Below are 18,649 nucleotides of genomic sequence, written 5' to 3' on the forward strand. Positions count from 1 at the left end.
AGAAAGGTTGATTATGAGCAGTGATGAACAGGGCATGGTGCTGGACCAACACCAGAGTACCCAGCGCGCTGGAACGGATGAAGATGGCGGTGGCGGTGTAAAGGCTGCCGAGGATCTGGAAGCAGTTTTTGATGTTCCGGTGCAGCTGGCGGCTGTGCTTGGGCATACAAAGATGAAAGTGTCTGACCTCCTGCATCTAGATACCGGAATTGTTATGGAGCTTGACCGGAAGGTTGGCGAGGCCATAGACGTTTACGTGAATAACAGGCTTATTGCTCGCGGCGAAGTTGTGCTGGTGGAAGATAAGCTTGGTGTCACCATGACCGAAATTATCAAGGCGGATAAGTAAGGGGCATGGGGCGTAGTGGAAAGGAACTGACATGCGGCTCTTGATCGTTGGAACGCTTGGCGGCCAGCTGACGACCGCAACCAAGATCGCTATGGAGCGTGGGGCGTCGGTCACTCATGCGCCAGGCACTCCTGAGGCTATGAAAGTTTTGCGCTCCGGTCAGGGTGCAGATCTTCTCATGGTGGATGTCAACGAAGATATTGGCCAGCTGGTGGAGCTGACAGAGCGCGAACGTATTCATGTGCCACTCGTAGCGTGCGGGTTGGGAACGGATGCGCGCGCCGCGGTATCTGCTATCCGGGCTGGTGCGAAAGAGTACATTCCACTGCCACCGGATCCTGAGCTGATTGCTGCTGTTCTGGCTGCTGTTACCGAAGAGCGCGAAGATCTGATCTATCGCGACGCAGCTATGGCGAGTGTGATCAAGCTGGCTGAACAGGTCGCGCCTTCTGATGCGTCTGTGCTGATCACTGGTGAATCCGGTAGTGGTAAGGAAGTGATTTCCCGCTTCCTGCACAGCAAGTCCAACCGCGCTGATAAGCCGTTCATCTCTATCAACTGTGCTGCCATTCCTGAGCATCTTCTGGAGTCCGAGCTGTTCGGTCATGAGAAGGGGGCGTTTACCGGGGCTGTGGCGCGCCGTGTTGGTAAGTTTGAAGAGGCCAATGGCGGCACGTTGATGCTGGATGAGATTTCTGAAATGGATGTCCGTCTGCAAGCCAAGTTGCTGCGCGCTATTCAGGAGCGGGTGATCGATCGTGTTGGCGGTAGCCGTCCTGTGCCGGTTGATATTCGTATTATCGCAACGTCCAACCGTGATCTGGCTGAGGAAGTGCGTGCTGGCACGTTCCGCGAGGATTTGCTGTATCGCCTGAATGTGGTGAACCTGAAGCTTCCTGCACTGCGGGAGCGACCTGCGGATATTCTGGAGCTGGCGAGCCATTTCGTTGAGATTTATGCGAAAGCCAATGGCACCAAGCCGCTACCAATCTCTCAGGAAGGGCGCCAGTTGCTGCTGGCAAACCAATGGAAAGGCAACGTGCGCGAGCTGGAAAACACCATGCACCGCGCTGTTCTGCTTTCCTCTGGCGCTGAGATTGATGCAGATGCGATCCGTATGCCGGATGGGTCTCCAATTGCCATGGGCGCTGGTCAACAGACGGCAGCACGCGCGGCGCATGCGGCGGAAGCAGCTTCGCGCAACATGGTTGGGCGTACAGTCGCTGATGTGGAGCGTGATCTCATTCTGGATACGCTGGATCACTGTCTGGGGAACCGGACCCATGCGGCAAAGATCCTCGGTATTTCGATCCGCACATTGCGTAACAAGCTGAACCTTTACACCAAAGAGGGTGTTGAAGTTCCAGGCCCGGGCGAAGCGCGCGCCGGCACCGCAGACGCGTAAGAACGGGTAGGGCACGAGAATGTCTGAAGAGACAAACACACAAGCAGCTCAAGGGGGAGGCAACAGCACTCCTGCGGCTGCTGGCGTGCCCGGTCTAGGTGCTGCTGGTAACACCACCTTTTTCCGAGACCTTTGGGTTGCCATAAAACAGGGCGACTTGGGTCTTGCAGCAGGTGTGATGGTTATCCTTGTGATGCTCATCGTTCCGATGCCTGCGATGCTTCTGGACATGTTCCTTGCGATCTCGATCATCTTTTCCGTGATGATCCTTATGGTGGGCTTGTTCATTCAGAAACCCCTTGAATTCTCTGCTTTTCCGACAGTTTTGCTGATTGCGACCATGTTGCGATTGGCGCTGAACATGGCGTCAACGCGTCTGATCCTGTCACATGGTCATGAGGGGGCAGATGCTGCTGGTAACGTGATTGCTGCGTTCGGCAGCTTTGTTATGGGCGGTAATTTTGTCATCGGGATTATCGTCTTTGCGATCCTCGTGATTGTGAACTTCATCGTTATTACAAAGGGTTCCGGACGTATTGCCGAGGTTTCCGCCCGCTTTACGCTGGATGCGATGCCCGGTAAGCAGATGGCGATTGATGCGGATCTGGGTGCAGGTCTGATCGATGAAGAAACAGCACGCACCCGCCGTAAGGAACTGGAAGCGGAATCCACCTTCTTTGGCTCCATGGATGGTGCTTCCAAGTTCGTTCGTGGTGATGCGATTGCCGGTCTGATGATCACGTTTATCAACGTGATTGGCGGCATCGTTATTGGTGTGATGCAGCAGAACCTGACTTTTGCGCAGGCTGCTGAGAACTACACGCTGCTGACAATTGGTGATGGTCTGGTCTCCCAGATCCCGGCGCTTATCGTTTCTACCGCTGCGGGTATTCTGGTTTCCAAAGCAGGTGTTGAAGGCGCAGCGGATAAAGCGCTTGTTACGCAGTTTACGGGCTATCCAAAAGCGCTTGGCATGTCCGCGTTTGTGATGGTGGTTCTGTCGTTCCTGCCAGGGATGCCTATGATCCCGTTTCTGGCTCTTGCTGGTGCTGCTGGTTACATGGCACGGCAGGCGAGTAAGCGGCAGGCGATTGAGAAGGCGGAGGAAGTGGCTGCTCAGGTGGAAGCTGAAGCGCCGGAAGAGCCTCAGGAAGCGCCAATCTCTGATAGCCTGAAGATGGACGTGCTGCGCATTGAGCTGGGCTATGCGCTGCTGCCAATCATCAATGGCCGTAACAAGCAGGAAACGGATCAGGTTACCGAGCAGATTAAGGCTCTTCGCCGCCAGATTGCCTCTGATATGGGCGTGATTATGCCATCCGTGCGTATTCTGGATAACATCCAGCTGGGCGCGAATGACTATATGATCAAGGTGAAGGAAGTGGATGCCGGTGGCGGTTCGCTGTTCCCGAACCAGTTTATGGTTATGGATCCCGCCGGTGGGCAGGTGCGCTTGCCGGGAACGCATACCACTGAGCCGACCTTTGGCCTGCCTGCGACCTGGGTTGAGGCGCAGTATCGTGAGGAAGCGAACCTGCTGGGTTACACGGTGGTTGATCCGGCGACAGTGATCTCCACACACCTGACAGAAACAATCAAGTCACACATTTCCGAGTTGCTCACCTATGCTGATGTTCAGGTTCTGTTGAAGAAGCTGGATGAGGAGCAGTCGAAGCTGGTTGAGGACATCGTTCCAACCCAGATTTCCATCTCCGGTATTCAGCGCGTGCTTCAGGCGCTGCTGGAAGAGCGGATTTCCATTCGTGATCTCGGCACCATTCTTGAAGGTATTGCAGAAGCTATCGGCTCTACACGTAACCCGAATGCGATTGCTGAGCATGTACGCACGCGTCTGGCTCGTCAGATCTGTGCAGCCAATCAGGCACCGGGTGGGTATCTGCCACTGATCAGCCTGAGTCCTCAGTGGGAATCTGCATTCCTTGAGAGCATCATCGGGGATGGCGATGACCGCCAACTGGCGATGGCACCGTCCAAGCTGCAGGAGTTTGTTGGTCTGGTGCGCGATGCTTATGATGCTGCGGCCAATCAGGGTGAAGTGCCCGTTCTCTTGTGTTCTGCGCAATCCCGTCCGTTCGTTCGCTCTATCGTTGAGCGCTTCAGAGCGCATACGTTTGTGATGAGCCAGAACGAGGTTCATCCGCGGGCACGCCTGAAAACAGTGGCAACCATCTAGGATCTCAAGTGTTTCGTGAGATCGGCACACTTGCGGCCTTCATATCTTCCCGTTACCCAAAGAGCGTTGTTTATTCCTAATTTGAGAGAGTGACATGGCGCATATTCAACTGGACCTTGATGGATACACAGACTTGCCGGAAGGCAAAATCGCAACTGTTGTGACGCATCTGGAAATGTTGGAGAAACCTGCGCTCAAACTGATTGATCGCCCTGATCTGTCGCTTCAACAGGCAGATAAGATCGACCCTGAGACGTATCGCAAGCTCTTCAGGCGTGTTGGTGAGCCGTGGCTATGGTTTGCTCGTCTCGTCATGAGTGATGAAGAGCTGGAAGCGACACTCAACAAGCCGACCAATGAGTTCTACTTTGCGATGAAGGATGGTGAACCTGTTGGCATGGTGGAGCTGAACGTTGCCAAGGAAGATGAAGTTACTCTGAGTTACTTCGGCCTTGTGCCGGAGGCTGTTGGCGGTGGTGCCGGGCGTTGGCTGATGAATCATGCCATTACACAAGCTTTCTCCCGTCCAACGGTGAAGCGCTTCTGGCTGCATACTTGCACAGGGGATAGCCCACAGGCGCTGCAGTTTTATATTCGCAGCGGATTTAAGCCGTTCAAACGCGCAATTGAAGTGGCAGATGATCCACGTGTACTCGGTGTTTTGAGCCCGGCTAGTGCTCCTCATGTTCCGTTTTTGTCATAGAACAGAACAGGTTGCTGCATCGCCGTTTTGAAGGTTGTCGATGCACTGGTATCAACTTGTGATGATTTGCTGGCACAACCTGAGTGTTGTGCCGCAGAGCCTGCGCAGGCTTGGTATTGGAAAACTGCCCCAAAACGGGACAGTTAGTGAGGTTTCATTAGAGTTTTATCTAGGATGTGTTAGTTTCCTTTTACCATGTACCTTTGATTAATCGTGGAAGATGTGTGAGGGCTGCACTTTACATGATTGGTTGTACGTAGGTTGGGGTGCGGTTGAAACGGGGTGAGTTCAGCCGGATATTCGGGAGCTGCCATGTCTGAGCTACATGACAACGTTGTGCCTCATGAGAAGGTACGGTCACTGAGAGATAGCATTCGCAAAGTTCGTGTTGCGGAGATGGAACGGACTGACGTTGTTGTGAGCCTGCAAGAGAGTGAGAAGGCCCGCCTTGAACTGCTCAGCGAAGAGCTGATTGATGTGTTCAAGGAAGTTCCTGAAGATGATGATCAGTTTTCCTTCCAGATTGTTCCGGGCACTCAGCCTCGTCTCTGGATCGACATGACCAGCCACGTGCTAATGGGCCGTGACCGCCATTCCTATCGCTTTGTGAAGGAAACCCGTCTGGGCCGGATGGTTCTGCTGGAAACTGCTGATATCGACGATATGGCGGACTGCATTACTGAGTACATTGCAGAGCGGATCATCGAGAAAGAGCGTGCGTTGGAAGCGGATTGGATGCTGAACCGCATTCGCCAGCAGGATGTGCCCAGTGGCAAAAAGCTGGATCAGCTGAAGCAGGATACATCAGGCAAAGCAGTTGCAGCTAAGCCAAATAAGGCGAGGGATATGTTTATCCTGTTCTGCGGATTGCTGATGGGCGCGGTTATTGGTGCTGTTGGCCTTGTCGCGCTGGCTCTTTATGCCAACCCGTTTGCCGGGTAACGCTTTTATGAGAGGCACCTAAATCAGTTTTCGTATCTTTATCCGAAGACCGTTTTCACTGTTCGGAGATACGAGGCAGATGCCTCTCTTTTGCTAATTCTCTGATTGCTTTCAGGCGGCTTGTCTCAGGCCGGGAATAGACAGGTCGTGTTGTGCGATGTGATGCACACCTTCGTTCGCTGTCGTAAAGCCGCGTTCTTCCATAATGCAAGACCAGCCACTGCCATCCTTTTCAATGGTGAAGAGGTTGTAGCGGGCAGGCGGCTTGTGACTGCTGAGGCCATTGGAAGCCGATGGAACACAGATAACTGGCACTGGGCCTTCTGGTCCATTGATCTCCATGCGGGTGGCGCGGTGGGTGTGGCCGTGCAGGATCAGCTCAGCGCCGTGCTCTGCAATGATGTTGCGGAAGCGGCTGGAGCCAACGAGACGCTTGTACCAGGAAGTTGCGTTGCGCACCGGCGGATGGTGCAGCATAACAACGCGGAAATCGCCTCGTTCCTTCGCATGGCGCAGCTGATCGGCTAGCTCACGCAGCTGATTGGCGCTGATGTGGCCGGTTGCCATGAACGGACCAGTCGCCTTGGCCGTTGAGAGGCCGATGATGGTGACGTTGCTGCGTCTGCGCACAAATGGGAAGTGTGGGTCTGTGCCCAGTGGAGGCGTGAGCCCCAGATCCGGATCACTCTGCATGTAAGGACGCCAGGCGCCATACGCTTGCTTGAGTGCGCCTGGAACATAGGCGTCGTGATTGCCGGGTGTCAGGGAGAGATTTTCCGGAGAGCCTACGGTTGCGAGCCAGTCTTTGGCTCCAGCAACCTCTTTAGGCAGTGCGATATTGACCAGATCTCCGCAAAGAGCAATGTGATCTGGCTGCTGAGCATGAATATCGCGTATCAGCGCATCCAAATAGGAGTTGGTCATTGCGTGGGCGCGGTTGCGCCGCCAATTTATATAACCAAGAATGCGCTTTGAGACGAGCTGGACGGGCTGTACGTCCGGCAACGGGCCCAGATGTGGGTCAGATATGTGTACAAGCTTAAACATAGCCTGCGCATCATCGCTGCATTGCGCCTGAGGTCAAGGAATTTTCCTTAATTCGGAGAATTACCCTCAAGCGCCTTTAACAGATCTGCAACACTGAACTCGAATTTGCCTTAAAGGCAAGAAGATGGACGCAGAACAGCATTGTCGTGGGTGTTTGCAGTGTTTACTGCTGGTGCCCAATGGAAGCGTTTTGTACGACGGAAGCGTGCGAGAACTTTAGTAAGCATGACGTATTTCTCCTGCGATTTGGGAAACGCGGATTAGGTGTCTATTATAAGTAGGTGATGGGGCCGCCCTGATTAATTTTTGGGCGTATGCTTATTCTTTGATCTCTTTCTACGCCGATCCTGAGGGTTGTGTAGTGTTAGTTTTGCAAGGGTGGTATGCACTTTTTGCATGAATGATATTTCAGATTTTTATCTTGTGATATCAGACGGTTATAATGAATGTGAGGCTGTGCGTGGCGAGCTTTAAAACGCGAATAATCAACATACTCGTGCAATGTGCTGCACTTTTGAGTCGCGGCATGACGCTAGGAGCGCGCGTTGCGGCATTTGACGATGAAAACCGAGTCCTTCTCGTGCGTCATCAGTACTTGCCGGGCTGGTATTTTCCAGGTGGCGGAGTTGATTCCGGAGAGACCATGGCGGAGGCTGCACGCCGCGAGCTGGCGGAAGAAACCGGTTATGGTTGCGGGCCAGATGTGACGCTTGTTTCCATGCATCTCAACAAGGGTGGAACTGGCCGCGATCATGTGGGGCTCTTCAAAGTGAAGCTCACGGAGCAGGATCCAAACTGGAAAAGACCTTCCATGGAAATCTCTGATCTGCAGCTGTTTGCGCTGGATGCCTTGCCGGATGATGTGAGCCCGGCGACGCAGCGTCGGCTGCAGGAAATGGCGGGTGAGGCTGAGCCTAATCCGTATTGGTAGTTGTTTTTCAAAGACCTAGCTGAAGCTGGTCTACGACTAACGAATACGCATCTGCACTTAGTTTTGTGCTTTACGACAGAAAATTTGCGTGTTACGTAAGCAGGTGAAATTATATTTCGTGTGCTCTCGCATGCGATGAACCGAGAAACTGGGGTACAGACCTTATGGCAATTTGCTGGGAACAGCGACGACGAATGAACGCGCGGGACATGCTCTCGCGTGGTGCTTCGTGCCGTCCTTTCCTCAGTGTGCTCCCAACATCGGTCTAACTGCCCGAGCCACACGGATCGACGGTCTTCCTCCTTCGATTTGTGGTGTGTAAAATGACAGTTTCAAAATGGCTGGTGCGGCAGGAAACCCCAGCAGACTTTCTCGAGATAGAGCAGATGCAAGCCGAGGCCTTTGGCCCTGCGCGGTTTGAGCGGACAGCGTTCAAAATCCGGGATGGGGTGCAGCAGGCTTCACATTTGTGCTTTGTTGGCGAGCAGAACGGTGAGATTGCCGGGTCTGTGAAACTTACCCCGATTATGGTTGGTACTCAGAAGAGTATGTTGCTTGGACCGTTGACCGTGAAGGCTACCTTCAAAGGGCAGGGGCTTGGACGGTTGCTGCTGACGACCGTCGCTGAGGAAGCCAAGGCGCAGGGCGTTCAGTCGATCTTGCTGGTGGGCGACCATCCCTACTACGGGCCGCATGGCTATGAGCAGGTGCCACATGGGCAGATCACTCTGCCGGGGCCTGTTGATCCGGATCGGTTGCTTGTTCTGATGTTGCAGGACGAGGCTATGCCAGTTGGACATGTTTCTGGTGGGCATACGAAGCCAGCGCTGGTGGCAAGCAAGCAGACAGAAGGGCAACTGCTGGATATGATGCAGGGCTCTCTTGCTATGGCGACTTAATCCGCGGCATGGCCATACTCATTTCCCAACACCATTTTCCCAAAACACTTCGTTTTAGCGTCCTTCGCGGTACCAGGTGAAGGACAGCAGCCCCAGTAGCAATGCGAGGCCGAGGAAGCCGATCAGCAGTGGGTAGCGGTCTATGCCGTTCAGGATGCTTGCATCTGTGCGTTTGATACCGATCCAGCCGCTGCCGTGATACTGGGTGGACGCCCGTTGTGCGATGACGTTAGGCAGGGATAGAGATGCTCCATCATCACCGCCAATCCGCAGTGCTGTGCCACCTGTTTGTGTGGTGACGCCGGAGAGCTTGTCAGGTGTGGAAACGACTTCCAGAAACTCTCGTGGGTTCGGTGGGCCAACATTAATGAGTGCGGTGTGTGCGCCATCGGTGGCAGAGTAGAGACCGAGCTCTTCGGCCTTCACGGAGGCTATCCAGTGACCGGAGTTGTCTTTGGTCAGCTCCAGTTGTTCCGTTTTGCCTGAAGGCGTAGTGAGAGTCACCGGATCGACCAGATTGGCAAGGGTCTGGCGTTCTGTGATGAGGGTTGAGCCGCGCAGGGACATGCGCAGGGCTTCTTCTTCCAGATCCGGTTCTTTCATGAGCCAGTGCGCCAGCCTGCGCAGGAGCGGAACATGCGGGCCTCCGCCCTCGTAGCCTCTGGCCCACAGCCAGACGTGATCGGAGAGCAGGGCAGCTACGCGGCCTTTGCCAACGCGGCTGAGGACGAGCAAGGGCTTATCGCCCAGCGCGGTCATGATGGGCTGGCCTTCCTGAACATTTGCCCCAACCAGTCGGAACCATTTGCTCCATTGTGGTGGTGTCTGCCCAGCTCCCGGTAGATCACGGGTGACTGGATGGCGCAGGCCGAGTTCTGATACATTGGCGTGGAACGGCTCTTCGAAGATTTCTCCGGTTGGAGCTGCCGGAAGCACGCGGCCCAGCGGGGTTCGGAAGATGCTGTTGACCTCAGCGTAGTCCGGCCCACCTGCGATGAGCACTGCACCGCCATCATTCACGTATCTTGCGATGTTATCGAAATAGAGCAAGGGCAGCACGCCGCGGCGCTCGTAACGGTCGAAGATGATGAGGTCGAACTCGTCAATCTTGACGGAGAACAGCTCGCGGGTTGGGAAGGCGATCAGGGACAGCTGATTGATCGGCGTGCCGTCCTGCTTTTCCGGCGGGCGCAGGATCGTGAAGTGGACGAGATCAACAGACGCATCTGATTTGAGCAGGTTGCGCCACGTGCGCTCACCTGCGTGGGGAGAGCCGGAGACCAGAAGGACACGCAGATTTTCGCGAACACCATCAATGGTGACGAGGGCGCGGTTGTTGAGTGGAGTGAGCTCCCCTTCAAGGGCTTCCACCTCAAACTCATAGATGTTCTGGCCGCCATGTTCGATTTCAACGGCGATTTCAGCAGGGTAACCGGAGGAGATGAACTGTTTGGAAAGGATATCGCCGTTGCGGCGGACGGTGATCTCTGCGCGATTGCCATAGGGCTGCAAAGAGCCTTCTTCCACTAACTCGAGCTGAACCACCTGTGTTGAGCCAACCAGTCCAAAGCGTGGGGCCTTGGCGACTTTCAGGCGGCGGTCAAACTCGCCTTCACGACCTGTGATGAGGGCGTGGACAGGAGCTGAGAAACCCAGCTTCTCCGCAGTTGCCGGAATATCGTGGATCTGTCCATCAGTGATGACGATAGCTCCGGCGATCCTTTCTGGCGGGACGTCGGCGAGCTCATTGGAGATGGCGGTGAATGCACGGGTGCCATCACCGGTTTCCATGGAGGTGTCGTTGAGCGAAACCTGCCGCAGATCTATTCCATCGAGAGCTTGCAGTTGAGAGACGATTTCTTCTCTTGCTGCTTCTGTCAGCTCGGCTCGATTTTCCAATTGCTGGCTCTGGCTGTTGTCAGAGACCACCACAACGGTGCTTGGCAGATACTCGCGATCTTCGCGCAGGACGGCGGGATTGAGCAGGGCCAGCACAAGCAGGGCGAGGGCAAGGGAACGGATGAGGGCGCCGCGCATGCCCACAAAGAGCAGGTAGGCACAGACCAGAGTTATGATCACTCCAAGCGCGATTATTGCCGGAAGGGGCAAAAGCGGATCGATGGAAAGAGACCATGTCATGTGTGTTGCTGTGCTCCGCGTTGAGTTGCTGCTTGTTATTGACCGATACGTTCCAGCAGGGCAGGGATGTGGACCTGATCTGCCTTGTAGTTGCCTGTCATGGTGTACATGAGGATGTTTATGCCGACGCGTGCTGCCATTTCGCGCTGGTTTCCGTCTGCCGGGATGGTTGGGTACAGATAGTTGCCTTGCGTATCGATGGCCCAGGCGGCGGCGAAGTCATTGCCGCTGATCATGATGGGAGAGACGCCGTCGCCCGCTCGCACCGGACGACTGCCGTCAGATGTGGTGGCGCTGGCCTGCACCCACATGGGGCTTTGATTGTAGCGGCCGGGGAAGTCATCCAGAATGTAGAAAGTCTTTGTCAGCACGTGATCCTGAGGGACTGGTTCCAGACTCGGGATATCCAACCCTCTGAGCAGTTGCTGCAGCTTGAGTTTGTTGGGTGAGTTGGAGCCGGTGCCATAGGCATCGCGGGTATCAAACAGGATGGTGCCGCCGTTGCGCATGTAAGCGCCGATACGGGACATGGCCTCGGGGCTCGGCATCTGCATGGCAGCATCAATGGGCCAGTAGATGATTGGGAAGAAGGCCAGCTCATTTTCTTGTAGGTCCAGCCCTATAGGAGCTTCTGGCTCCAGTGCAGTGCGGTCTGTGAGCAGGCGGGTGAGGCCGAACAGTCCGGCACGGCTAATCTCGTCCACCTCTGGCACGCCCGTCATCACATAGGCAAGGCGGGTGTCTAGGGAGGCATCCAGCGCGAAGAGTTCGCTTGTGTCTTGCGCCTGAACTTTGTCTGCGCCGGTCAGGCTCAGACTGGAGGCGAGGAGCAGGAGGATGGCGGCGTGGGTGAACTGGTTGCGGCGCAGCTTGCCGGACAGCCAGAGCAGGGCGAGGGTATCCAGCAGGGCTAGCAGGATGGCGATGGAGAAGAACCAGCCGCGCAGGTCCAGGGGCTTTTCTGAAGGGTAATCGAGGATCGTGGCCATGGAGAGTGGCTTCAGGTCAAGCGGAACCAGATTGTCTTCGTCTTCCATCAGGTTGAGTGCGCGGGCTGCATCCTCAGTGCCATACAGGCCCGGAGGGGTTGTGCGCCCCGGATGGGTGGTTGCGAAGTCGCGTTCCAGGATGGGTTGGTGATTGGCTGATGGCGGGGTGAGTTTGCCATAGCCATCCAGCATTTTGAGTAGCGGCAGAGCGGCAGCTGATGCTGTGCCATCGGCTTCCTCATCCGGATTATACACTGCGGTTGAGGAGATGCTTGTGATGGCGCGCAGCATGTCTACGAAACCACCAGAAAGAGGCAGATTGGACCACTTGGTGTCCGGGGTAACATGGAACAGCACGATGGTGCCGTTGCCGTGTTTCTTGGCGGTGACAAGCGGTGTGCCATCTTCCAGTGAAGCCCATGTTCTGTCAGGCAGGTCAGCAGTTGGTTCTGCAAGAACTTGGCGATTGACGGTCACGTCCTTTGGTAGTGAAATTGCGCGGAAGGGGCTGTTTTCAGAAAATGACTTGAGCGCCTGAGGTTCTTTCCAGGAGAGAGAGCCGCCCAGCTTGCGGTCACCCAGACGGAGAGCGACCGGGATCAGCGAGTCTTGCTTTTCTGGAAGCTGTGGGCCTGCGAAGCGGATCAAGGTACCACCCTTGGAAACCCAGTTTGCGATGTCTGCTTCCGTGTTCTTGGGCAGGGTGCCAACTTCAGCCAGAACGAGGACGGAGATGCCCTTGTCGAAATAGTCTGAGATGGCTGCCACGATATCCGTGCTTTTTGCGGGCGGCAGGTCTGCAAATGGAGAAAGCGCGCGCTCCAGATAGTAAAGCGGTGACAGCAAAGGTTGGGAGCGGTCTGCGAAGCCGCCTGCGAAGAGGCCGACTTTGCGGCGGCGCCATTTTTCATCCACCAGCACTGTGCTGCCTGCGCTGGATTTGCCGAGAATTGCGAGTTTGGTGATGTCGTTGCGCAGCTCAGAGGGGAGTTCCAGCGCAATTTCGGCGCTGTTCTGGCCTGCCTCCAGTTCAACCGTCTGCACTGCGATGGCGCGCTGTTTGCGGTCATAGGCGCGAACTGTCAGTGTCTCGGTCAAGGGTGCTGGGTGGCGCAGGACCGTGGTGGTCATCGCACCGGCAGTGTTCTGCAGTTGCTTGAGTGCGTAAACCGGCGTTTCTGATCGGTAGATGAGGAAGGAGTTTTCGCTTACATCCGATGCTCTGGCAATGCTGGCTAGTCCTTTGGCAAAGCTGGTGGTGGAGGGCTCTTCCAGTGGAGAGGAAAACCACAGGATTGCACCGGGTGGGTTTTGTTCTGCCTGTTTTTGCAGAGCCGGGATCAACTCAGAACGGGCCGCTTGCCACCCTTGCGGTGTCAGGGCGCGGAGCTGATCTGCCACTTCCTGTGCGCTTGAAAGGCGCATGGGCTGGGCGGGGCCATCTGCGGTAGTGACCAGCATGACGGTTCTGTTGTTTTGAGCAGCGCCATCCACCATCAGCTCGGCCATGCGGATCTGGCGTTCCCAATCTGCAGAAGCATCCCAGCCGTTGTCCACGATGAGCCAGAGCGGGCCTATTTTGGGCTGGGCGATATCCAACGGTTTCCAGACAGGGCCAGCCATAGCGATGATGAGCACTGCGGCCAGCATCAAGCGCAGAAGGATCAGCCACCACGGTGTGTGCTGCGGAGTTTCTTCCTTATTACGAAGGGAAAGCAGCAGCCGCAAAGGGGGGAATTTGACGTGTGCAGGCTGTGGCGGTGTGGTGCGCAGGAGCCACCACAGAACGGGCAGGGCCGCAAGAGCTGCCAGAACCCAGGGAGCGGCAAAGCCGATTGGGAGAAGAGATCCCATGGTTACAGACCTCCTCTCATCTTGTGTTCCGGTGCATCGGCCAAGCGGGAATGCAGTAACATGAGTGGTTCGACCGCTGGGCGGTCTGTGTGGTGCAGCGTGTAACTCCAGCCGAACTTGCGGGAGAGTGCACTGATCTGGTCTTTATGAGCTGCCAGACGGTGCAGGTACTCCTGTTGCCATGTTTGTGCGCGTCCTGCTTTGAGCTGCTCGCCGTTCTCCGGATCTTCAAACTGTGTTGGGCCGGTGAAAGGAAAGGTTTCTTCAATCGGGTCCAGCAGCTGAACAAGATGACCTTTGGCGCCGGTGCTGGCAACGGTTGCCATCCATTCTTCTAGCTTTTCAGGCGGGTCCAGCAGATCAGAGAAGAGCACGACCTCTGAGAAGCGGCGAATGCCATCCGGGTTAGGCAGGGTTGCCTCTGGGTTCTCATGAACCAGTGTTTCTGCAATAGTTTGCATGGCGTTTCGGCTGGCAAGTGGGCGGGTGAGGCCCGCGAGGCCAACGCGTTCGCCTGCTTCATTAAGGGCATAGGTGAGGGCGAGCATTAGCAGCAGGGCCCGGTCTCTTTTAGATGCGGCTGCTTGTTTGCTTTGGAAGCGCATGGAGGCGGAGAGATCTGCCCAGACCCAGATGGTTTGGGCGGCTTCCCATTCGCGCTCGCGTACATAAAGATTGTCGTCACGGGCGGAGCGACGCCAGTCGACCTGTTGGGCGGCTTCGCCGGATAGGAAAGGACGGAATTGCCAGAAGGTTTCGCCGGGGCCTGCGCGGCGGCGGCCATGCCAGCCAGCTGTGACGTTGGCTGCGATGCGTCTGGCCTCCACCAGCAGTTCTGGCAAGGTATCAGCAAGGGATTGCGCTTCGCCTGTTAAGCCGAAGATGTTTTCCTGTCTGTCTTGAGGATCTGTCCTCGAAGATAACATATGCGATCCTGTCGGCTTGTTGTTAGGCTATGCGTTCTTTGATGTTTTTCAGCAGTTGCGGGATGGTTTTGCCATCAGCGCGTGCTGCGAAGGTGAGCGCCATGCGGTGCTGCAAGACAGGCTCGGCCAGCGCCATTACATCATCAATGCTTGGGGACAGACGGCCATCGGCCAGAGCGCGGGCGCGGACTGTCAACATCAGAGCCTGACTGGCGCGGGGGCCGGGGCCCCAGGCGATGTATTGAGCGAGATCTTCAAAGCCGTCAGCTTCGCCGGGACGAGCAGCGCGGACAAGCTTCAGGATGGCGTCCATAACTGTTTCACCAACGGGAATGTGACGCACGAGCTGCTGCATTTCTCTTAGCTCATCCAGCTGCAAGACCTGTTTGGATTTTGCTTCGGAAGCACCTGTGGTTTCCAGCAGGATGCGGCGCTCTGCGTCCATATCCGGATAATGAACATCAATCTGCATGAGGAAGCGGTCGAGCTGGGCTTCTGGTAGCGGGTAGGTGCCTTCCTGTTCAAGCGGGTTCTGAGTGGCCAGTACGTGGAAGGGAGCGGGCAGGTCATGATGATGGCCTGCGATTGTGACGTGGTACTCCTGCATGGACTGCAGAAGGGCGGACTGCGTTCGTGGGCTGGCACGGTTGATCTCATCTGCCATCAACAGCTGGGCGAAGACCGGACCGGGAATGAAGCGGAAAGAGCGTTTGCCGTCCGGGGCTTCCTCCATCACCTCAGAGCCGAGAATATCGGAGGGCATCAGGTCCGGTGTGAACTGGATGCGGCTGGAATCGAGGCCCAGTACTGTGCCGAGTGTTTCCACCAGTTTGGTTTTTGCAAGGCCGGGCACACCCACCAGCAGACCGTGACCGCCAGAAAGGATTGTTACCAGCGTGCGCTCAACAACGCTTTCCTGACCAAATATGGAACGGGCGATTTCCTCTTTTGCCTTTTGGATTTTCTCGCAGGCCGCTTCTGTGCGGGCGACTATATCCTCTGGTTTTGGGGGCATGCCTGTCATATTGGTGTTCATCGCTGCTCTCTTTTCGTCGCGCGTTACAACCCTGCCTAGCTCACCTTTGCATCATACTCGGTTTTAAAAATGGCGATCCCTAGCAAATTTATAGGCCTGTACATTTCATCGGTTCAATGACAGCGCAGGCAGACGTGCTGTGTGCGGCGGGTGGGCCAGTTTCAAAGTTTTCATATGATTGGGGTCAGAGCATCCCTGGGTTTACATTCTTGTTTGAAGCTACCCTAACGGTATTTTTGTGAACAGTTGGTGAGTCTTGAGGCGGAGAATGCGGTTTTCCCTGAGATTTGAGAGTCACGTAAGACTTGAAAGTTCTGGGAGCATTGCGTGCCTGAAATGAGGTGATGGAAGGCATTCAGATTTTGTGAGGAGGAGCTTATCGCAAAGGTATAACTTGGCGTAGGCTTGTGGTGAGGGTAGCGTTAGAGCTTCTGTGACACCATATTACCCCCATAATGGTGCAGATGTACTGGTAGAATGACCGTGGTGACTGAACTTAAAGAAAAGAGCATTCCAGAAATCAAGGAGATGCCGAAAGGTCTTCAGGCTTTGATTTCGCGTGCGGGAAAATCCAAGAGCTTGCCGCCGATCCATTTGTGGAACCCGGATTTCTGCGGAGATCTGGATATGCAGATCAAGCGGGATGGCTCATGGTATTACATGGGCTCGCCTATTCAGCGCGAGGCTCTGGTGCATCTGTTTTCGACTGTGTTGAAGCAAGAGGAAGACGGAAAGTACTATCTGGTCACGCCGGTTGAGAAGATTGGTCTGACTGTCGAAGATGCGCCATTTGTGGCCGTGGAGATGGATATTCACCAGCAGGACGGAAAGCAGGTGATTACCATTCGGACCAACTGTGGTGACGTTGTTGAGGCTGGACCTGAGCATTCGCTGCGCTTTGTGCAGAGGCAGGAAGATGGAGGGCTGAAGCCTTATATTCTTGTTCGTGACCGACTGGAAGCGTTGTTTGCACGCACACTGGTGCATGAACTTGCTCCGCATTTGCAGGAGCGGGAAAGCTCGGAGGGACGGGTTGTTGGCATCGAAAGCCATGGTGAGTTCTTTGTGGTGGACACCGTGCAGAACCTTGGATTTTAGAAAGACACATTAGGACGGCGCATAATCTTGTCTGAGTTTACAGCAGAAAATTTCAGATCCCGGGTTCTGGATCGGCTGGATGGCCAATCTTATGAGCCGGCTGGTGATCACCTTCTCAATCCGGAGATTGAGGATTATGGGGAGGATCTGGACAAGGTGCGCGATGCTGCGGTGCTGATCGGGATTGTTGATCGTGGTGCCGAGGCTTCCATTTTGCTAACACAGCGCACAGCTCATCTGCGCTCTCATGCCGGGCAGATTGCGTTTCCCGGTGGCAAGATAGATGCGGAAGATGATGGCCCTATTGGTGCAGCCTTGCGAGAGGCGCATGAAGAGGTTGGGCTGGATTCTGATCTGGTGGAGATCGTCGGCGATCTTGGGCACTATTACACCGGTTCCGGTTACCGTGTTGTGCCGGTTCTGGCCACTGTCAAACCGCCTTTGATCCTCTCACCCAATCCGGCGGAAGTGGATGAAGTGTTTGAAGTGCCTTTGTCTTTCCTGATGAATCCTGAGAACCATCAGAAAAAAAGCGGAGAATTCAGAGGCAAAACGCGTTACTATTACGCCATGCCATTTGAGCAGCGTTACATATGGGGTGTCACCGCTGGCATCCTGCGCGTGCTTTATAATAGGGTTTATGCCTGATGATACGAATGCTCCTGACACATGGGTTGTTGTTCTTTGTTCCTTTCATTGCCTACGCCGTGTGGGTGATGGTTGTGCGCAAGGCAAAGAGTGACAAGCGGTTTCGCGATGGCCCGATGTTGTGGTTGAGCATCACGGGCATCGCCCTTGTTATCGCCAGTCTGGTGCTGCTTGCTGAAACAGGCCATGCGCCGCTTGGGTCACAATACCGGCCTGGGCAAATCATTGATGGCGAGTTTGTTCCGGGTGGATACGAGACACCTCAGAAATGACCAAATTACAACAAAGAGGCTGGCTGGATAGCTCTGCTGTTCAGCGTGCTTTTGACGTTCTGGAACAGGACGGCGATGTGGCGCGCGCAGTTGGTGGAACCGTGCGCAACTCCCTGCTGGGTGAAGTGGTGGATGACGTTGATATCGCCTGCACTGCCTTGCCGGATGTGGTTCTGGCCAGAGCGGACGCTGCTGGTGTGAAGGCGATCCCGACTGGCGTTGATCATGGCACTGTAACGCTGGTGATTGAGAGTCAGCCGATTGAAGTGACATGCCTGCGTGAAGACGTAGAGACCCATGGCCGCCACGCGACGGTCAAGTTCGGGCGTGATTGGGTGAAGGATGCGCAGCGGCGTGACTTTACCATGAACGCGCTTTACGTGGATCGGTATGGTGAGCTGTTTGATCCGCTGGGCGGGTTAGATGACTGCCTCAACCGTCACCTGCGGTTTATTGGAGATGCGCGGGCGCGTATTCGCGAGGATTATCTGCGTATTTTGCGGTTCTTCCGGTTCTTTGCCACGTATGGGCAGGGAGAGATCAATGCGGATGGCTATGCGGCCTGCGTTGAGCTGAAGGAGGGGCTGTCGCATCTTTCCAAAGAGCGGATTACTAAGGAAGTGCTGAGAACGCTTGGTGCGCCTCGTGTTCTAGATGCTCTGGAGTTGATGGAGCAGGGCGTTATTTTGCAGCTTATTCTGGGTGAGGACGCTGCGAGTGCGCGTCTTGCACGGTTGCTGAAGCTGGATGGATTGCCGGAAGCTGCGAATGAGCCAGTGCTGCGGCTTGGCGGTGTTGCGGGAGCAGCGGTTTCGCAGCATCTGCGGCTTTCCAATGCGCAGAAGAAGCGGATTGAGGTTGCAGCTGAGATTGCAAAGGCTTTGCGTGTTACCGGTCATCAAACGCAAGAGCTGAAGGCACTACTGGTTGCGCATGGAGCTAATGCCGTTGTTGATGGTGTTTTGACGGCGTGGATGAACGGTGACCTGCAGGATGAGGCGGTGCTGAGAGAGCTGCTGGCGTTTGCGCAGAACTGGGAAATCCCAAGCTTTCCGCTGACTGGCAAGATGATGATTGCTGGAGGTATTCCTGCCGGACCGGAGATGGGGGCTGCCATGAAGTTGGCGCAGCAGATCTGGGCTTCTGCTGATTATCAGTGCTCGGCGGAGGAGCTGATGGCGAAGGTGAAAGCGGCTGTTGAAGATAAGGCGGGCTGA

At 55.4% G+C, this 18,649-nt stretch carries 16 protein-coding genes; 11 read left to right on the forward strand and 5 right to left on the reverse strand.

Annotation, left to right across the window (positions count from 1 at the left end; genetic code table 11):
* Positions 1 to 13 precede the first annotated feature (13 nt).
* The 5 genes from fliN (at position 14) to PJE062_RS04630 (ending at position 5,593) form a co-directional block, all read left to right on the forward strand.
* Positions 14 to 349: a flagellar motor switch protein FliN gene (fliN, locus tag PJE062_RS04610; protein ID WP_008547601.1), complete on the forward strand. Its 336-nt coding sequence runs from the start codon at positions 14 to 16 to the stop codon at positions 347 to 349.
* Between the two features lie 31 nt (positions 350 to 380).
* Complete coding sequence (locus PJE062_RS04615; protein ID WP_008547472.1) at positions 381 to 1,754, forward strand: sigma-54 dependent transcriptional regulator; 1,374 nt, start codon at positions 381 to 383, stop codon at positions 1,752 to 1,754.
* 19 nt (positions 1,755 to 1,773) lie between these two features.
* The gene (gene flhA / locus PJE062_RS04620; protein WP_008547817.1) at positions 1,774 to 3,948 is read left to right on the forward strand and encodes a flagellar biosynthesis protein FlhA; all 2,175 of its coding nucleotides are present in this window, start codon (positions 1,774 to 1,776) and stop codon (positions 3,946 to 3,948) included.
* Between the two features lie 94 nt (positions 3,949 to 4,042).
* Positions 4,043 to 4,651, forward strand: a complete 609-nt coding sequence (locus tag PJE062_RS04625) for a GNAT family N-acetyltransferase (RefSeq protein ID WP_008547408.1) — start codon at positions 4,043 to 4,045, stop codon at positions 4,649 to 4,651.
* A 312-nt stretch (positions 4,652 to 4,963) separates the two neighbouring features.
* The gene (locus tag PJE062_RS04630) at positions 4,964 to 5,593 is read left to right on the forward strand and encodes a hypothetical protein (RefSeq protein ID WP_008547669.1); all 630 of its coding nucleotides are present in this window, start codon (positions 4,964 to 4,966) and stop codon (positions 5,591 to 5,593) included.
* Positions 5,594 to 5,704: 111 nt separating this feature from the next.
* Here PJE062_RS04630 and PJE062_RS04635 read toward each other — a convergent pair whose 3' ends face one another.
* Positions 5,705 to 6,640, reverse strand: a complete 936-nt coding sequence (locus tag PJE062_RS04635; RefSeq protein WP_083793212.1) for a metallophosphoesterase — start codon at positions 6,638 to 6,640, stop codon at positions 5,705 to 5,707.
* A 526-nt stretch (positions 6,641 to 7,166) separates the two neighbouring features.
* On the opposite strand from PJE062_RS04635, the gene PJE062_RS04640 reads away from it, so the two are divergent.
* Together PJE062_RS04640 and PJE062_RS04645 are read left to right on the forward strand one after the other, a co-directional pair.
* On the forward strand, positions 7,167 to 7,571 hold the full coding sequence (locus PJE062_RS04640) for an NUDIX domain-containing protein (protein ID WP_008547525.1): 405 nt from the start codon (positions 7,167 to 7,169) through the stop codon (positions 7,569 to 7,571).
* 323 nt (positions 7,572 to 7,894) lie between these two features.
* Positions 7,895 to 8,470: a GNAT family N-acetyltransferase gene (locus PJE062_RS04645; RefSeq protein WP_008548137.1), complete on the forward strand. Its 576-nt coding sequence runs from the start codon at positions 7,895 to 7,897 to the stop codon at positions 8,468 to 8,470.
* A 54-nt stretch (positions 8,471 to 8,524) separates the two neighbouring features.
* Here PJE062_RS04645 and PJE062_RS04650 read toward each other — a convergent pair whose 3' ends face one another.
* The 4 genes from PJE062_RS04650 to PJE062_RS04665 are packed head-to-tail and all read right to left on the reverse strand — an operon-like array spanning position 8,525 to position 15,414.
* Entirely contained in the window at positions 8,525 to 10,609 is a 2,085-nt protein-coding gene (locus PJE062_RS04650) for a membrane protein (RefSeq protein WP_008547361.1), read from the reverse strand.
* 35 nt (positions 10,610 to 10,644) lie between these two features.
* On the reverse strand, positions 10,645 to 13,452 hold the full coding sequence (locus PJE062_RS04655; RefSeq protein WP_008548168.1) for a DUF4159 domain-containing protein: 2,808 nt from the start codon (positions 13,450 to 13,452) through the stop codon (positions 10,645 to 10,647).
* A gap of 2 nt (positions 13,453 to 13,454) precedes the next feature.
* Positions 13,455 to 14,378, reverse strand: coding sequence for a DUF58 domain-containing protein (locus PJE062_RS04660; protein ID WP_008547946.1), 924 nt, complete (start codon positions 14,376 to 14,378; stop codon positions 13,455 to 13,457).
* A 22-nt stretch (positions 14,379 to 14,400) separates the two neighbouring features.
* On the reverse strand, positions 14,401 to 15,414 hold the full coding sequence (locus tag PJE062_RS04665) for a MoxR family ATPase (RefSeq protein WP_008548042.1): 1,014 nt from the start codon (positions 15,412 to 15,414) through the stop codon (positions 14,401 to 14,403).
* A 477-nt stretch (positions 15,415 to 15,891) separates the two neighbouring features.
* Here PJE062_RS04665 and PJE062_RS04670 point away from each other — a divergent pair, with 477 nt between their 5' ends.
* The 4 genes from PJE062_RS04670 to PJE062_RS04685 are packed head-to-tail and all read left to right on the forward strand — an operon-like array spanning position 15,892 to position 18,649.
* A complete protein-coding gene (locus tag PJE062_RS04670; protein WP_008547386.1) occupies positions 15,892 to 16,512 on the forward strand; it encodes a DUF1285 domain-containing protein in 621 nt (206 codons plus the stop codon).
* Between the two features lie 27 nt (positions 16,513 to 16,539).
* Complete coding sequence (locus PJE062_RS04675) at positions 16,540 to 17,160, forward strand: CoA pyrophosphatase (RefSeq protein WP_008548117.1); 621 nt, start codon at positions 16,540 to 16,542, stop codon at positions 17,158 to 17,160.
* The gene (locus PJE062_RS04680; RefSeq protein ID WP_208608786.1) at positions 17,160 to 17,432 is read left to right on the forward strand and encodes a DUF6111 family protein; all 273 of its coding nucleotides are present in this window, start codon (positions 17,160 to 17,162) and stop codon (positions 17,430 to 17,432) included. Before PJE062_RS04675 ends, PJE062_RS04680 begins: the two co-directional genes overlap by 1 nt.
* Positions 17,429 to 18,649 carry a CCA tRNA nucleotidyltransferase gene (locus tag PJE062_RS04685; RefSeq protein WP_008547685.1) on the forward strand — a complete coding sequence of 407 codons (1,221 nt, stop codon included), beginning with the start codon at positions 17,429 to 17,431 and terminating at the stop codon, positions 18,647 to 18,649. The genes PJE062_RS04680 and PJE062_RS04685 overlap by 4 nt, the downstream gene beginning before the upstream one ends.

Source organism: Pseudovibrio sp. JE062 (genome assembly GCF_000156235.1).
Taxonomy (GTDB): domain Bacteria; phylum Pseudomonadota; class Alphaproteobacteria; order Rhizobiales; family Stappiaceae; genus Pseudovibrio.

What these genes read in the sequence shown, in the direction of transcription:
- PJE062_RS04665 (WP_008548042.1), bottom strand. Translation starts at nt 15,414, where the DNA reads ATGAACACCAATATGACAGGCATGCCCCCAAAACCAGAGGATATAGTC.
- PJE062_RS04640 (WP_008547525.1), top strand. Translation starts at nt 7,167, where the DNA reads ATGACGCTAGGAGCGCGCGTTGCGGCATTTGACGATGAAAACCGAGTC.
- PJE062_RS04630 (WP_008547669.1), top strand. Translation starts at nt 4,964, where the DNA reads ATGTCTGAGCTACATGACAACGTTGTGCCTCATGAGAAGGTACGGTCA.
- PJE062_RS04635 (WP_083793212.1), bottom strand. Translation starts at nt 6,640, where the DNA reads ATGTTTAAGCTTGTACACATATCTGACCCACATCTGGGCCCGTTGCCG.
- PJE062_RS04645 (WP_008548137.1), top strand. Translation starts at nt 7,895, where the DNA reads ATGACAGTTTCAAAATGGCTGGTGCGGCAGGAAACCCCAGCAGACTTT.
- PJE062_RS04625 (WP_008547408.1), top strand. Translation starts at nt 4,043, where the DNA reads ATGGCGCATATTCAACTGGACCTTGATGGATACACAGACTTGCCGGAA.
- PJE062_RS04660 (WP_008547946.1), bottom strand. Translation starts at nt 14,378, where the DNA reads ATGTTATCTTCGAGGACAGATCCTCAAGACAGACAGGAAAACATCTTC.
- PJE062_RS04650 (WP_008547361.1), bottom strand. Translation starts at nt 10,609, where the DNA reads ATGACATGGTCTCTTTCCATCGATCCGCTTTTGCCCCTTCCGGCAATA.
- PJE062_RS04680 (WP_208608786.1), top strand. Translation starts at nt 17,160, where the DNA reads ATGATACGAATGCTCCTGACACATGGGTTGTTGTTCTTTGTTCCTTTC.
- PJE062_RS04685 (WP_008547685.1), top strand. Translation starts at nt 17,429, where the DNA reads ATGACCAAATTACAACAAAGAGGCTGGCTGGATAGCTCTGCTGTTCAG.
- PJE062_RS04615 (WP_008547472.1), top strand. Translation starts at nt 381, where the DNA reads ATGCGGCTCTTGATCGTTGGAACGCTTGGCGGCCAGCTGACGACCGCA.
- flhA (WP_008547817.1), top strand. Translation starts at nt 1,774, where the DNA reads ATGTCTGAAGAGACAAACACACAAGCAGCTCAAGGGGGAGGCAACAGC.
- fliN (WP_008547601.1), top strand. Translation starts at nt 14, where the DNA reads ATGAGCAGTGATGAACAGGGCATGGTGCTGGACCAACACCAGAGTACC.
- PJE062_RS04655 (WP_008548168.1), bottom strand. Translation starts at nt 13,452, where the DNA reads ATGGGATCTCTTCTCCCAATCGGCTTTGCCGCTCCCTGGGTTCTGGCA.
- PJE062_RS04670 (WP_008547386.1), top strand. Translation starts at nt 15,892, where the DNA reads ATGACCGTGGTGACTGAACTTAAAGAAAAGAGCATTCCAGAAATCAAG.